The 15,554-nt window shown below is 41.8% G+C and carries 15 protein-coding genes; 7 read left to right on the top strand and 8 right to left on the bottom strand.

What is annotated here, in order from left to right:
• Both IM496_RS04935 and IM496_RS04930 read right to left on the bottom strand, forming a co-directional pair.
• The coding region (locus IM496_RS04935) for a Uma2 family endonuclease (RefSeq protein WP_287661402.1) at positions 1 to 453 on the bottom strand (453 nt) is incomplete at its 3' end.
• A 119-nt stretch (positions 454 to 572) separates the two neighbouring features.
• Positions 573 to 1,205, bottom strand: a complete 633-nt coding sequence (locus IM496_RS04930) for a response regulator (RefSeq protein WP_002737320.1) — start codon at positions 1,203 to 1,205, stop codon at positions 573 to 575.
• A gap of 255 nt (positions 1,206 to 1,460) precedes the next feature.
• On the opposite strand from IM496_RS04930, the gene IM496_RS04925 reads away from it, so the two are divergent.
• Positions 1,461 to 3,698: a sensor histidine kinase gene (locus IM496_RS04925; protein WP_287661399.1), complete on the top strand. Its 2,238-nt coding sequence runs from the start codon at positions 1,461 to 1,463 to the stop codon at positions 3,696 to 3,698.
• Positions 3,699 to 3,853: 155 nt separating this feature from the next.
• Here the strand turns inward: IM496_RS04925 and IM496_RS04920 are convergent, their stop codons facing one another.
• The 4 genes from IM496_RS04920 to IM496_RS04905 form a co-directional block, all read right to left on the bottom strand.
• Positions 3,854 to 4,237, bottom strand: coding sequence for a hypothetical protein (locus tag IM496_RS04920; RefSeq protein WP_194015629.1), 384 nt, complete (start codon positions 4,235 to 4,237; stop codon positions 3,854 to 3,856).
• Between the two features lie 663 nt (positions 4,238 to 4,900).
• Positions 4,901 to 6,745, bottom strand: coding sequence for an SH3 domain-containing protein (locus tag IM496_RS04915; protein ID WP_194015631.1), 1,845 nt, complete (start codon positions 6,743 to 6,745; stop codon positions 4,901 to 4,903).
• A gap of 61 nt (positions 6,746 to 6,806) precedes the next feature.
• Positions 6,807 to 7,394, bottom strand: a complete 588-nt coding sequence (locus tag IM496_RS04910; protein ID WP_216628724.1) for a hypothetical protein — start codon at positions 7,392 to 7,394, stop codon at positions 6,807 to 6,809.
• 214 nt (positions 7,395 to 7,608) lie between these two features.
• On the bottom strand, positions 7,609 to 8,718 hold the full coding sequence (locus IM496_RS04905) for a T6SS phospholipase effector Tle1-like catalytic domain-containing protein (protein WP_287661396.1): 1,110 nt from the start codon (positions 8,716 to 8,718) through the stop codon (positions 7,609 to 7,611).
• Between the two features lie 520 nt (positions 8,719 to 9,238).
• Between IM496_RS04905 and IM496_RS04900 the strand changes: the two genes are divergently transcribed.
• Entirely contained in the window at positions 9,239 to 9,955 is a 717-nt protein-coding gene (locus IM496_RS04900; RefSeq protein ID WP_194015637.1) for a hypothetical protein, read from the top strand.
• A gap of 219 nt (positions 9,956 to 10,174) precedes the next feature.
• Here IM496_RS04900 and cysK read toward each other — a convergent pair whose 3' ends face one another.
• Both cysK and IM496_RS04890 read right to left on the bottom strand, forming a co-directional pair.
• Positions 10,175 to 11,134, bottom strand: a complete 960-nt coding sequence (gene cysK, locus IM496_RS04895) for a cysteine synthase A (RefSeq protein WP_194017815.1) — start codon at positions 11,132 to 11,134, stop codon at positions 10,175 to 10,177.
• A gap of 57 nt (positions 11,135 to 11,191) precedes the next feature.
• The gene (locus IM496_RS04890) at positions 11,192 to 11,338 is read right to left on the bottom strand and encodes a hypothetical protein (protein ID WP_002796632.1); all 147 of its coding nucleotides are present in this window, start codon (positions 11,336 to 11,338) and stop codon (positions 11,192 to 11,194) included.
• An 83-nt stretch (positions 11,339 to 11,421) separates the two neighbouring features.
• Here IM496_RS04890 and IM496_RS04885 point away from each other — a divergent pair, with 83 nt between their 5' ends.
• From IM496_RS04885 to IM496_RS04865, 5 genes are all read left to right on the top strand, one after another.
• On the top strand, positions 11,422 to 12,117 hold the full coding sequence (locus tag IM496_RS04885) for a hypothetical protein (RefSeq protein ID WP_194017812.1): 696 nt from the start codon (positions 11,422 to 11,424) through the stop codon (positions 12,115 to 12,117).
• On the top strand, positions 12,114 to 12,476 hold the full coding sequence (locus tag IM496_RS04880; protein WP_008202912.1) for a hypothetical protein: 363 nt from the start codon (positions 12,114 to 12,116) through the stop codon (positions 12,474 to 12,476). Before IM496_RS04885 ends, IM496_RS04880 begins: the two co-directional genes overlap by 4 nt.
• A 15-nt stretch (positions 12,477 to 12,491) precedes the next feature.
• The gene (locus tag IM496_RS04875) at positions 12,492 to 13,022 is read left to right on the top strand and encodes an HNH endonuclease (RefSeq protein ID WP_194017808.1); all 531 of its coding nucleotides are present in this window, start codon (positions 12,492 to 12,494) and stop codon (positions 13,020 to 13,022) included.
• Positions 13,023 to 13,515: 493 nt separating this feature from the next.
• On the top strand, positions 13,516 to 13,638 hold the full coding sequence (locus IM496_RS04870) for a DUF8629 family protein (protein ID WP_002737208.1): 123 nt from the start codon (positions 13,516 to 13,518) through the stop codon (positions 13,636 to 13,638).
• Positions 13,639 to 13,662: 24 nt separating this feature from the next.
• Positions 13,663 to 15,303 (top strand): MBL fold metallo-hydrolase, encoded by a 1,641-nt coding sequence (locus tag IM496_RS04865; RefSeq protein WP_194017806.1) that lies wholly within the window; start codon positions 13,663 to 13,665, stop codon positions 15,301 to 15,303.
• Positions 15,304 to 15,554 lie beyond the last annotated feature (251 nt).

Genomic DNA, 15,554 nt, shown 5'->3' with positions numbered 1-15,554 from the left:
TTCAAATTCTAGGCTTTCTGGGTCAAACCAAAAATAATCGGGAGTGCGAAATATATCTTGATAAATTTGTTTTTTCTCCTCTCGGTCAACTTTGGCGGTACTATCGGAGAGAATTTCCACAATTAAATTGGGATATTTGCCATCTTCTTGCCAAACTACCCAACTTCTGCGGTTAGGATTGGGATTTGTCCCCAAAACGACGAAAAAATCAGGACCACGGAAGAATTCTGACTTTTTCTGGTTGGGACTGTAATAAATGGTTAAATTGCCGGCGGCAAAATAATCTTCTCGCTCGCGCCACCACCATTCTAAACACTGAATTAGTAAAATAATTTGTTGTAGATGTAGGTTACTTTCCAAGGGTGGTTCATCACTCCAAAATTCGCCTTCTGGGAAGATTATCTCAGGGTTGACATGGGACTCCACTAGGGGTAAGCTTTGAGCGATAGTCATGGTTTGTCCAACAGAGATAGGTCGATAAGTTATTATAAATGATTGAAGGGATTTTTTAGGCAATTTTAGCAGTAGCAATTGAGGTAGAATATTCCTGTGGGTAAATCGCCATTTTTTCCTTAAACAATACCAGAACGCAGAGCAATTACCGCCGCTTGTACTCGGTCATCAACGGCTAATTTGTTCATAATTCCCCGCACATGGGTTTTAATCGTATTGGTGCTTAAATAAAGTTGTTCGGCGATTTCAGCGTTACTTTTGCCTTCAACAATTAACTTTAAAACCTCCATTTCTCGCTCCGATAAAAGTGCTAGATTGGGATTAGGTTGCACTGCTGGCGGTTTGAGATTATCCATGACTAAACGGGCAATTTGAGGGTCTAAATAGGTGGCCCCGTCCTTAGCTGCTTCAATAGCGGCCAAAAGGCGATCGAGACTCGCTCCCTTGATACAATAGGCATCAGCGCCACTGGCCAGAGCTGCGATCACTTCCTGTTGGAGAGTGTGGGAAGTGAGCATAACCACATGAACATTAGCTAAACCTTCCTTAATCTGTTTGGTTGCCGCAATGCCATCGAGACGGGGTAAACCGATGTCCATGACCACTAAATCCGGCCGTAGGGATAGGGCTAATTGTACCCCTGCTAGACCATCACTCGCTTGACCGACGATCTCAAAATCTGGCTGTTCACCGAGCGCTTGTTCTAAACCTAACTGCATTAAAGGATCGTCTTCAACAATTAAAATCCGCATAATCTTTGATTCCTAACGGGAAAATGTACGGTTTTCACCCATCTGCATGAAGCAGAACTACTCCTAGTTTAGGCAATCTGGAGATGGATTAACAGTGATCAGCGATCAGTGACCAGTGATCAGTGATCAGTAAACAGTGAAAAGACAGTGGGAAACTACTATTTAATACTGCTCGCTTAATACACACTGCTCACTTAGAACCCAAATCTGATAACTGATGACTGATAACTGATAACTGATAACTGATAACTGAAAATGCTACGGATTTCATCAGATCGGTCTAAAATTGTGCTTGTTGCCCTAGTTTATCTGGGTGTTGGTTGGCTAGGCTATCTCTGCTTAAATTTAGGGTCGCGACCTGCCCCAATTTGGATGAGTGCTGGTATTGGCTTAACTGCTGTTTTTTTAGGGGGAAAAAGGCTAGTTTTAGGCGTTTTTATCGGAGATTTGCTTCTTACCTTCTTTTTAGGGGGAAGTTGGCCCATAGCTCTATTTTCGGCGGTCGGTAGCAGTATATCGGCTCTGTTAGGGGCGCAATTACTGCATTATCTGAGATTTTCCGCCACTTTACAGCGTATTCGCGATATCCTTTTACTGGTATTTTTAGCGGCCTTATTGGCCTCGGCAGTTAATGCCACTATCGATACTTTTGCCCGTAGTTGGCTAAATACTTGGGATTGGCGGCAATTTGGACAGTCTTGGGGCATTATTTGGCTCGGAGATAGTACGGGAATATTAATGACCACGCCGCTGCTGTTGCGTTTTTGCTTCAATCGTCAGTCCCTGCGGGAACCCCGGCAACCCCAACGCTTTGGCGAGGCCTTACTTTGTCTGAGTTTGCTAACGGTGGTGAGTTCTCTGGTTTTTGGTGGTCAACAGAATTTTCTTAACCCCGATTGGAGTATGGTGCAGTACCTCGAATATCTACCTTTTCCCTTTGTGGTTTGGGCTGCCATGCGTTTTCAGACCTGGGGAGCGGTAATAGCGAATTTTTTGGTGTCTATCTTAGCTTTGATGGGATTGGCCGGGGGAATCAGCCCTTTTATCCTACAGGCTCCTGATTATACCAGAGGTGTCCTGATCTTACAAATCTTTTTAGTCATTGTCATGTCAACTTCTCTGTTTTTATCGGCGGCGATTACCGAAAGACAACAGATCGATCGAGCTTTAAATGAAACTTTAGAACGAGAACATTTACTAACACAAGTTGCTTTAAAAGTCCATCAATCTTTAGATATAGATCAGGTTTTAAATACCATTGTTGAGGAAATCAGACATTTTCTCGATGCCGATCAAGTCTATATCGGTCACTGTCAAGAGGGGGGGTGGGCCAAGGTCATCGCCGAGTCCCGTCATCCCCAGATTCCCCCGCTCATGGGTTGGTTTCCTGAACCAGAATTACTAGAAGAATTAGGACAATTATTTTCTTTAGATAAGTTAATTATTGCTGATAATACCGCTAAGGTGCAAACGCTGCCCACTCTCAAGGGTTATTACGAATACCTGCAAGTTAAATCCTCTTTAGTTTTACCTCTAACGGTTAATAATCAACATTTAGGCGCTTTAGTAGTCCATCAATATTCCCATCCCCGTCATTGGCAAAAAAGCGAGGTCAAATTATTAGAACAGTTAGCCACCCAAGTTTGTATCGCTATCGGTCAAGCGCAACTATATCAGAGGGTGCAAAGATTGAATAATAATTTAGAACGGGAAGTAGAAACAAGAACCCTCGAACTGCGGGAAAAAGTCCGGGAAATTCAGCGTTTATACGAAATGAAAACGGTTTTTTTACAAGCAGTATCCCACGATCTTCGCACTTCGATTATGGGATTAGTGATGTTGTTAAAAAATTTCCAATGTCAGCCAACAGAAAAAGTAACTATCTCGCGAGTAATGCTCGATCAGGTGGTGCGTAGTTGCGATCGACAATTAACTTTAATTAATGCTTTATCAGAAAATCATTTTGCTGAAGAACGGCCTTTAATCTTGCATCGTCAACCTCTATTTTTAAAAGAACAGGTGAAAATTTGGCTCAAAGATTGGCAAAAAGATTTTGATTTATATCAAGCCACTTTTATTAATCTTCTCCCCGATAACTTACCCCCTATTGATGCCGATCCTTGTCAGCTAAGAAGTGTTTTTGAGCAATTATTAAATAATGCCTTAAAACATAATCCTTCACCGATTCAATTAGCTTTAGATGCTCGTATTGACCAAGATATGCTCTACTGCACTTTAAGCGATAATGGTATTGGCATGGACGAAGAACAATGTCAACATCTTTTCCATTTATATGTAAGAAATCTTCATAATCAACACCTAACGGGGATTGGTTTAGGTTCCTACCAATGTCGGCAAATTATCGAGGCTCACTCCGGCAGAATTGGGGTAAAAAGCACCCCCCGGGTTGGCTCACAGTTTTGGTTTACTTTACCCCTTGCCCATCAAAATTATCGAGTAATTAAGCAGGAGTTAGTCAACAGTAATCAGTGATTTTTAACGAGAGCGAGATGATTATGCTTATCGCTCTTCTGGAACTCTGGGGGATATGAAATTAAGATATATAGCCTGAAATCAAGAGGTGGTAGATGGTTAAGCCACTCCCGGCCTAGCCAAAGGTTAAATTCAAGGCTTTTAACTCCGACTTGTCAAGTTAAGGAAGTTACAGTGAGTTGGATGCTATCTCGATTATTAGCATAGGCGATGATCACATCGTTAGCAAAGCAGTAAAGCCGTCCTGTTTTTGGGGCTATAAACTGTTTATTTGTGCCGATGAGGAAGAAACTATCTTGATCTTTATCAATTGAACCAATCAGTGAAAACCAAGGTGAATTAGGCATTCGTCGTAGTCCTTCACATAGTTTCAGCAAGAAATTAGGACTTTCATAACCATCAGCATTAGAGGTAATTGTCCAGTCTGTCCATTGACCTGTTGCTTGAAAATGATATTCTTGTCCAGCGACAAGATTAATTCCTGTATCGTTCCAGATTAGTTTTGAGTCTATGGTTACAGGGAGATTTGTGTTTTGCATTACCTTTCCTCCTTTTTTATGAAGGCTGTGAGATTTGAAATCACACTAAATAATTAGCTTAATGAAATGGCTCTGGTATTTTGTTGACATCAATCCAAATTTCAAATTGTTTTTTAGGGAGATTAGGATAATTTTCCGATAGATCATGGCTAACAAAACATCCCTCTGGTTTTTCAGGACAATACTTTTGGTTAAGAGTTACTTGTAACTCATTAGCTAACGCTTTTTCTTCCGTATGAAAATATCGAATATCTCCATATTTGCCAGAAGGAGACTTATATTCCTCAATAAATTCTATCCCTAGAGCATTCCATTTTTTTGATAATGTTTTTCTGAATTTATCAATATCTTTCTCCTTGCTTTGATTGTTGTATTGAATATAAACTAGCCCTTTTTTTTCATCTTTAGGGTTCTTCGGTTTGTGTTATGCGATGGACGGGATTACAAGGGATGAAAACCTTATATAGAAAGAAATTCGGGGATTTATGTCAATTGTTTTCGATCTAGAACTAACTAATCAATTAAGTCTTTTGCCAGATAAGGATTGAGTCGATTTATGCCACCCGATCGAATCATACCAAGTAACGAAGAGCCAACTTTTCATAATCCCCTAGTAGCCAGATAAATCCCTTATGGGGTCTGACTACTAGGATCGGTAGCAGTTTAAAGGCTAATTCGGAAGACACTTAAATCCGCATGATTAGCGTAATATTGCGCCCGTGCCATGACATCAGAACCGTAGTCATTGCCTGTTGTCCCAATATCCATCCCTTCTTTGGTCTGGACATTACGAATTCCTGAATTATAGGCAACTGCTGCGCCTTTAATGACATAACGATCTTCCCAATTAGGATGTTTTTGTTGGACTTGTTGGAGGCAATTAGCAAAAATGCCTGTAGCTTGTTCAACGTGGGCTAAACTCTTGGGACCATCAGGTATTCCTTCGACCGTATGGGAGCGTTTGTCCACTTGCATAATGCCAAAACCATAACATTGACCTCCGTGGCAATCTCCCCATCCTTGAGCATTTAAAATATTGCCCCCGCGAGATTCTCGACTGGCAACGGCCGCCAATAAAGCTGCCGGAACTCCAAATTTAGCTGCGGCAGTACAGAAACAATCGGCCATGGCTTTTACCCGTTGTAGGTCAGTTTGTGCCATTTTGTGGGAAGATTGCACCCCTGCTGACAGTCCATCCTGAGAAGCCGTCACTGCGGATGCACCTGTTGTGGGAGCTTGCATTAAGGCTTGATCCCAACGGCTGGCTGGTGGTGGATCGAGGTTAATATCAACGTAATGGGCGGCCACATAGCCTTGTTGATTGTTGTAATCAATTTTTAACCAATCTGTGCGCCCAAAGTCATATTCACTGCCAGGAATTTCTTCTAGGACTTTGAAGGTTGTTCCTGTGCTTAAGGTGAATAAAATGTTTGAATTGGTATTGGGTTGGCTTCTGACGTTAAGGGTACTCGATACCCGATGATTCACTCGTCCTTCGGCACTCTCAATTTCCAAGACTTGAGGAGGATTATTCTCATCGAATTTATCAATGTAGTAAGCGGCGGCATATCCCGTTTGTCCCCCCTGTTGGATTTGATACCATTGGGTTTGATTATTAGGAGGATAGGGAGAACCTGTCACTCCTTGCAGAATGGTACAGGTGGCACCGGGGCTTAATTCAAAGAGAATGGGGGCAGTTGTGGCGGCCTGACTCCGAACATTTAGGACAGTCTGCACATGATTATTAACTCGGCCTTTTGCCAGATTACTGGGTTCTTCAGGTTGCTCGGTGACATCAATATAAACTGCCGCCGCAAATCCTATTTTTCCGTCTTTGTAAATTTTGTACCATTGATTTTGGTCACGGGAATAGGTATCTCCTGTGACTTTTTCTAGGACAATACAAGTTTCCCCAAAGCGTAAGGTAAACTGCACAGGTGCGGATAACTTGGCATCATTTCTGACATTAAGACTCGTAGTAACTTGAGCATTAACTGTGCCGATATCGCCATCAGGTGTGGGTGTTGAGTCCACTAAAGGTGCATGATCTAAAATATCTAAAATATCAGTAGGATCTAGCAAGTCAGAGCGCCGTTGATAAGGACGATTTCCAGCTTGTGTTAATGCACCATTTTGAGTTCCTTGATACATTTCTAAGTGCAACATTGAACTGCCAGAATGAAGACGACCAACATAGGCAATCACTTGACCTTTTGATACTCTTGCTCCCACTTGAATGCCACGAGGAAGCATCTGTCCAATTTCACAATAACGGATAACCATTCCGTTATCATGCTTCACTTCTATAGCATTCGTTCCAGAGAAAAAAGCATAGGGACCGACGATAACTTTCCCATCTGCCATTGCTAAAATTTCCGTTCCTTTTGGTGCGATTAAGTCACAACCTGCGTGTTTCCGACCACCGGGACGATCTGCACCAAATTGTCGTCCGCCGTCCTTATAGCTTAAACTGGGTTTTTGACGAAGTGGAAAAATAAAGTAAGACATAATTTCTATCCCTGAAATTACAAGTTTTAACAACAGATAAGAAGACTTAACTGATAGGTATTTATTCAGCCGCCGCCCCTAAAAAAATCTCAATGACCCGACCATTATCAAAGGTAAAAATCAATCCTCCATAAATTGAACCAGCGACAAAAGTTTGATCAGGTATTGACATCTCTTGATCTTTTTCTTTGGCATAGGCAAGGCTAACCTCCTCTATTGAACTGCCAATTGTTATGCCTCGTTTGGTTGGAAGTGTTGAAGGGAAAACTAATTTAATAAAGGCAATATTTTGCTGTCCTTTTTCAGTTTCTGATGCCATGCTGAGGGTAATACCTTGATTAGGATAATACCAATATTGATGATAAAGTGCATCCCCTGCCCAAAACTCTACTCCTCCTTTTTGTCTAGGATTTCCGAGTAATTGGATAACTTGTTGAGCAAAAAGATCAAGTTTTAGTTTCCCTAAGCTTTCCTCTCTCATCAAAGCAAAAGGATCGGATTCTAGGTTCTCCGTTATCAATAACTTTTGGATGATTTTGACATAGCTTTCTTCCTTTAATTGAGACAGGAGATGGGTGCTATTACTATTAATCGGAAAAACAGCCAGACTTAAACTAACTGAAATAATAATTCTCATCAAGTTTTTCATAGCATCCATCCCCATTTGAGGAAACTTTTGTCATCAATGAGTTATGATTCAAGGGCTAAATAGTCCTAAAACTGTTGCCTAGTAAGTATTTCACGACTCCATAAGCAAAAATCATCACCCAAAGCCGAGCAGCTGTGTAAATCCTCCTAATTAGTTCAGATTATGAGTGTTTATGTAAGTAAAGTGAAGGCGACATTTTTGAGGTAGAGAAGTGCTAAACAGAGACTATTTCTTTCTTTCTCAAAGCACCAAGCTCTTTCTCAAGCATAATTTGAATTTCGGGAATAGCGGGTTTATAAGGGGGATTAATATTCAGGTCTGTCCAGCAATTTTTAACACTTTCATGCAAATTGCTAACATCCCCTTCAAACTGACGAGGTGCTGTTCCCGCTACATTAAATGGCCATTTTGACGTATTATCAAAACGCGCACTACAATTGGGATGAACTTCATGTTGAATATAACTTTTATCTAAGGCCAAACCCAAGGCTTCGACTTGTTCCATCATCCATAATAAAGCTCCATCGGATAGGCCAGATTCTTCCTGAGAACCTCCACCAACGCAACCATGACCCCCCGGAAACCAAACTTGAACCACCTGTTCTTTTTGTTGTCTGATGTGGGTAGAATGGGGACGCATTAGTGTTACATCAAAGACCTTACGAATTTCATCAATGGCAACTGCATGAAACGCCTTTTCAATTGTAGGATTGATGGTCGAATCATAAAAGCGATAACGTTCGTTGAACTTTTCATCCAAGTGCAGAGAATGAACGATATCAGGGATACCTAAAGAAGCAACCGTATCCCAACAGCATAAGGCTTTAATGGGAACTCGTCGTCCATACTGATTACGGAAATCAATGGCATTTTTACCGTTAGGTGCGTTATTTGGGTCTTGTTTGTCTCGGTAAATTTCGTAGGCTTTGGGAATTTGTCGGATAAATTCTCGATACAACAAACCACAATTATAAATTAACCCAGCTAAACAGCGTACAGTGTAAGCTCCCCGACTAAACCCAAAGAGATAAATTTCATCTTCAGGTTGATAGTTTAAGCACAGAAAACGATAGGCATCCTCAATCTTATGATCCATGCCAATGCCCAAAGCACCTCCAGCAATTTTAATTAAAGTATCAGTCACCTCGGTATTAGATTGTTTTGTCCCAATCCCTTCGTCATAGTAGATGATTTGACGGATGGGGTTGCCCTTACTATCATCAAGTGGTGTGATAGCTTGCACCATTTTGACAACATTGGTAGGATAACCTTGTCCTAAATCTTGCCAAGTTCCATCACAACAAACAATAAGACGGCTTTTCATAGCGATGAACCTCCTAGGTTTCTTAAAACTCGCCAGTTTATGGAATATTTGAGGATTCTAGTGAATCATGACTCAAAATTATCGAGATTTTCCTTAAGGTAAAATTTCCGCAAGACTCAACCGAGACAAAGGAAGTTCTAACTCTGTTCGGAAGTGAAATAGATGAGTTAGATAGCTGGCGTGACTAGGTAAAATTATGTGCGGTATTTATACCTACTACTCTAGATCGTCTATCAGAATTTACTGCCCTAAGGATTGCAAATTAATATATTTCTTTAGATTTATGTATATAAGTTTACAGAATATTGTTGAGCTATTTATTACTAAAAAAAGTTGAGTTTGATTGCAAACCATCTTAACACCTAAGCTCGCCAACCTGAACTTTAGCCGATTCTCGATCGCAATTTTAGCCCACCCTAACACTTCCCTCTTTTGCCACGAGGATTTTTACCAAGAAAAATGATCTGTCTGCCTGAGAACAGGCTATAGTGATCATCAAACCCTCAGTGAAAAACTTCCCGTGTCTTCAGTATTCCGTCTTCCTCCCTATTTTTCCCCCGCTCTGCAGCGTCGAGTCATTAAAACTCTCGCCGCAAAAAAAACCCGTCAATTTTTGACATGGGCGGCAGCTTGTGCTAGTTTTTTGATCCTCTGGGCGTGGAATTGGCAGTTAGTTTTGGCCACTTTAACCGGGGTGGGGGCGATGATTGGAGTTTACCATCTCCAGGGTCAAAACTGGCCATCGCTGTGGCTGTGGGGGCGTGCTTTTTTCAGCGCCGATAGCGGTAAGTTAACTTTATCAGTAGTCTCTGGCGGCTTGGGCAGTTTAGCCACCTATCTCGCTGTCGCAATTTGGACCTATGCCGAAAATCGCTGGTTGGCCCTGGCCTCAATTTTGCAAGGATTTGGCACGGTTTTGACTTTAATCCTGCTAGGATGGCATTTTCTCGACCATCGCGGTCAAAATGAGTCAAAAAACTTTGATCGCTGGTTAGAAAAATTAACCGTCAATGATCCCTTAATGCGCTTAATGGCAGTCCGACGTTTAAGTGAAATGCAACTTTCCCCCAGTCGTCGAGAACAATGTCAAGAATACTTCCGTTATCTTCTCTCGCGAGAAACCGATGCACAAGTGAGATCGGCTTTATTGGATAATTTTGCTGGCAAAGAAGCAATCAAACCGCAACCTTTACAAATACCCCTACAGGTGAAAAAATCCCTCCTAAAATACGATTAATACTAAATCCTGTTTAAAAAGTACAGGGAAGTGGGGGACTGGGGAAATTGAACTAAAACCCCAAAACCCCAAAACCTAAAACCTGTCTCCTAACGACCGGCTCCTGACTCGGAGAATACTGACGACCGACGACCTGCGCCTGAATCCTAGGCCACCATTTAAGATAACTGCTATAGTTAAAGCTAAAGGCTCACTGTAGAGGTTGAAGAGGATATTTTTTTACACCAAAGTTAACTCGCGCTCCTCGATATTTTGGAACATCAGCGTACTCAGATAACGTTCTCCAAAACTAGGCTGAATCACCACAATTAATTTACCCTCATTTTCCGGTCGTTGGGCCAGTTGAATCGCAGCGCAAAGATTGGCACCGGAAGAAATCCCCGAAAGTAAACCCTCTTCTTTTGCCAGACGACGACCAAATTGAAAAGCTTCCTCATCACTGACAGTAATTACCTCATCAATCAGATCTGTGCGTAAAACTTCCGGAATAAAACCCGCACCGATACCCTGAATTTTATGGGGACCGGGATTACCACCAGAAATCACCGGACTATTGAAAGGTTCCACCGCGACTACTTGAAAACTAGGTTTACGAGATTTAATCACTTCAGCGACTCCCGTAATCGTGCCACCAGTACCCACACCCGCAACAATAAAATCTACCTGTCCGTCGGTATCTTGCCAAATTTCCTCAGCAGTGGTGAGACGGTGAATTTCTGGGTTAGAAGGGTTGCGAAATTGTTGCAACATATAAGCGCCGGGGATACTATCGACAATTTGTTGAGCGCGTAAAATTGCCCCTTTCATGCCTTGGGAACCGGGGGTAAGTTCTAGGGTAGCACCGTAGGCTTTTAACATCGCCCGGCGCTCTAAACTCATCGTTTCCGGCATAGTTAAAATTAAGCGATAACCCTTAGCTGCCGCAGTCATCGCTAGAGCAATTCCCGTATTGCCGGAAGTGGGTTCCACTAAAACCGTGCTTTCTGGATTGATTAAACCCGCTTTTTCGGCGCTATTAATCATGTGGGTGCCAATACGGTCTTTGACGGAAGCAGCGGGATTCATCCCTTCTAATTTCATCACAATTCGGCCAAGACAGCCCTCTGTTTGGGGAATCCGATTCAATTGTACTAAAGGTGTGCGGCCAACCAATTCGGTGACATCGTGAGCGATACGCATGATATTTTCTCAGTCTGGGTGATTCGTGTGCTTAGTTATAGCGGTAAGCTCTCAGCTTTAGCGTTTGAGAATTTCCTCACTAGCCAAGGAGGCGCTATATAGCTCACTTATAGCAAAGGCCAGCCCTAGATCGGCAAAATTTCCATTTTCCTTTGTTTCTTTAGTCAGTCCGAGTTGATTCCCAGAGACAGGCAAAACTACCATGACCGATAAGATTGCTTTTTTCCAAAAGCTTATACTTGTACTAAAATAACTATGGATAGTTTACTAAAGTCAAAATTACGGTCATGACCATTAAATCTAATCTGGTCTTATTGAAAGAACAACACATAGAAATTAAGGGCTATTTGAGCGATAGGTTAAAAGCACGTCATCTAGAATGGATTGTAGAACATCTTGATGATCCTGTAGCGGCGGAATTGTTCCAGATTATCATACAAGAACGAAATGAGAGAGCCAAAGTTAATTCAACTCAGTCCTTGCAAATATCCAGACACCAGGGCAAAATTGAACAGTTAGGAAAAAGTAATCAGAATTTATCCAACGAGAATGTTGAGCTTAAACAAGAAGTCAGTTATTGGCAAGAAAAAGTTAATGAATTGCTACACAAGTTGGAGCGGTTCCGTCAAGATTTATTAGACTTTGATCAATCTGAGATTTATCGTTTAGGTCAATGGTTAAAGGCTAGTCTATCTAAAACTGGCTGGGAACGTCAACAGGCTTTACTAGAAAAGGAATTAGTTCATAAAGACAGTTATAATCTAGCGGTGAGCGATCTAAAAAATACTATTCAGCAACAACAGGATGGGATTACACAAATAAAAGAGCGAGCCATCTCTACAGTTGAATCTCTGGAAAAAACTAATGATAAACTACGAAGACAAATGGGGGATATTAAAAAATATATTATTAATAACTATGGCGACAAAAAGTGGCAAGAAATCACTCGTTACTTTGCAGATGAACAGGAACTGAAGCCATGAATTTACTAGAAGAAATGAACTATCGCCAATGGCAAAAAAGAAATAGTGAAGTATTTCATCGCCTTTCCCTAGAGCAACAAGGACAAGCGAGAAAAAAGGGCTATTATAATAGCGGCTGGGGAAAGGTTAAAAGCTCTTGGGAACTTCTTCAGGATTTTAAAAATAATACTTATAAAGTTGTCAGTTTATTTGAGCATGAATTAAATAAAGGAAATCTCGTCAAAGCCATTGATTTAGCAATTATTGAGTCTGAAAAAGCTAAAAAAATATCTGAAGACGGAAAAAAAGAGTTGGAAAAAGTCTCTAAAAATTTGCATGAAATAGCAGATAAAGCTTTGGCTAAATATCCTTTATTATGATTATTATGTACTGCCATGACTAAAGTATCAAAATCAAAGTTGTCCCAATTCTATAGCTCCGATGAAATTGCAGAAATCTGGAATGCTAATCAACATCTAGCAGTTATCGAACATCCCCAAAAAGGATTAATTAGCCCGAATCAATATCGAACAATGGCCAAAGAAAAACCCTGTCCTTTTTGTAGTAAAAAGATGAAACATGGCGAAGAATTTAAAACTTCTTCTCAGTCAGAAGCTATCAAAAGGGGTTACGAATATAATAATTCTCAAGGGGAAAAAGTTATTAATCAAATCAATCAGATATTTTTTCATCCCAATTATGTGACTATCGATCATATAATTAATAAGGTTCGCTGTCCCGAAAAAATGTTTGATTTTGATAATTTACAACTGGTATGCTGGCAGTGTAACCAAGCAAAAAGTGATGATAATGCCTATGAAATTCGTCACACTTATGAGTATTTATCTAGTCTAGTCGATGAAACAGCAATTCGTTATCCTCTTCTTGAAAAGACCAATGACTTAGCCGAGTTTAACAAACCTTAATTTTAATCAACCTTAATTAACTTTATCATCTAATCAAATAGCCTTCAAATTTAATCGAAAACCCATAGTAAAATTCCACTATAATTGAATTGAGCTAATCTGAGTCAAAATCAATAACTTGTTTGCTTTTGCCTCATGTCTAATACTAAATCCGGTTATTAAAGAATGATTATTTATTTCCCCTTTTGCCTATTGCCTGTCTTGATATGTAGCAGATACTCAACGGATTTAGTATCATTACGTCGCACGTGAGAAAAGGATCATTTAAAGTCAGGCTAAATTTTTATGAAATTTTCTTGACTATTATGACAAAAAATGCTAATTCTTCCGACAATTATCAGTAGTTTTTGATGAAATCATCACAAATTACTGGCAAGTTTAATTATTAAAAGAGGTTGAGCGCCCAGGGACAAATTCAAAACCTAGCTGCTAACAACCGAAAAAGTTGGGTTAGTATTAGGGGAGATACCCTCTGAGGAGTTGCACTAATTATATGGACATCAAATTAATCCTGTTGGCATTAACGGCTGTATTCACCGTCTCTTGTCTCTTTTTCGGCACCCGCAACGGTTTTTACGATAGCGATAACTACGATGGCAATGGTTCGGCTCACTAACCAGTCATCATAATCAGGGTTGCCATGGTTCAACGCTCTACTGCTGTCTGGGGGTCGAAATCCCTTTTATCCTGTTTACCTTTTGGTGTCGGTCACACATCGGAAGGGGTTTGTCTCCTCCTGAAAATCGGGCCCTATCGCATACTTTTAGATTGCGGTTTGGCCGATATGCAACCCCTCACCCAAAACAAAAAACCACCCGTAGATCTGGTGTTCTGTAGTCATGCCCACAGCGATCACATCCGTGGGTTAATGGCTCTCCATCAGACCTATCCCCAATTGCCAGTTTATGCCAGTGAGGTGACAGTACAACTGCTGCCCCTACAATGGCCCGATTCTGCCGAGGAAATCGGCAGTTTCTGTCAGGGTTGGCCATGGCGATCGCCAATCGCTCTCTTTGATGATCTCACCGTCGAGATTTTTCCGGCCGGCCACCTACCCGGGGCTGCCGTGGTTCTCTTCACCTACAAAACCCCCAAACGCACCTATAAAGTCCTCTATACCGGCGATTTTTCCCTATCTAATTTTCAACTGGTGGAAGGATTATCGATCGATCTGCTGCGGGGAGTATCCCCCGATGTGCTGATTATTGAAGGCAGTTACGGCACAGAACGCCATCCCCACCGACGACAGCAGGAAAAACAGTTGATGAATCGCATCTATCATGCGATCGCCGAGGGGCAAAATGTCCTACTACCCGTCCCCGCTTTGGGATTGGGTCAAGAAATTTTAAAATTACTGCGGTCGCACCACCAATTCACAGGCCGCGACATTGATATCTGGGTTGGGGGCAAGATCGCTAAAGCTTGCGATGCCTACCTAGAAATTTTACCACAATTTCCCGCATCTGTCCAGAATTTTGCCAAACATCAGCCCTTATTTTGGGATGAGCGCATCTGTCCCCGGTTGCGAAGGTTGCCAGAAAAACCGACACCTCTAGGGGGAACCACTCCGATAATTTTACTAATCGATCGCCTAGAGGAGGTGAGTAAATATCTGCAAGGGGATAAACCTTGGTTAATGTTAGTTCCCCAACACCTGCACGATATCAACCTGGAGAATCCCCGATTAAAAGCGGCACAGCGTTCGCGATTAATTAGCCAAGAAACCTATCTACTGGCCGAACATAGCGATAGTCGCAACACCACCCAACTGATCCATAACCTGCGGCCGCAGCATATCATGTTCGTCCATGGTTCCCCCCTATATCTAGCGGATTTGACCAGTTTAGAAGAATTACAAAGCCGTTATCAACTCCATTCTCCAGCCGTGGGAACTCTGGTGGAATTGCCTATTGGCGATCGCTTTATGCAACCGACACCCCCGGCCCCCAGTCACTATGAGGGAGAATTAAATGAATCGGATTCGATCATCACTATCACTTTACCAGAGTCGATCACCCGGGATCCCCGGTGGAGTAATTTCGCCGATACGGGACTGGTAGAAGCTCGCTGGCAAGGGGAAGAATTATTATTGCGGGGAGTCTCCCAACGGGAATTATTAAGCGAGAGTCCCAATCGCATCACCAAAGCTTTAGAGGAGATGGATTGCTGTCGTGTCTGTGTCCACTACAAAAGTCAGCGCTGTTGGAATCCCGCTTCTCCTCTCTACGGTTTTAAAGTGGTTGCTGAAGGCTATTGTCCCGTTTTTGAAGCCAATATATAGCGTTTTTCAGTCTGCTGAGGTACAAAAGTTATGGGTTTTAGGCAAAAGGCAAGAGGCAAAAGGCAAAGGGGAAGAAAAACAGGTGTACCTCACTAGCTTAGGAAACGCTATATAGGGTCTGCTGAAAAAGTTTGTTGGTGGGGGCAGGGTGTGGGGTGTGGGGTGTGGGGTGTAGGGTTTTACCGATTTTGAGGTAGTCAGTTACCTAATTTTCAGGGAAAAAGTACCTGAATTTTACCCCTGATCCCTCC

Origin of the sequence: Microcystis sp. M049S2, assembly GCF_020245625.1 — a bacterium.
GTDB lineage: Bacteria > Cyanobacteriota > Cyanobacteriia > Cyanobacteriales > Microcystaceae > Microcystis > Microcystis ichthyoblabe_A.
This window is presented reverse-complemented; position numbering and strand designations above follow the sequence as displayed.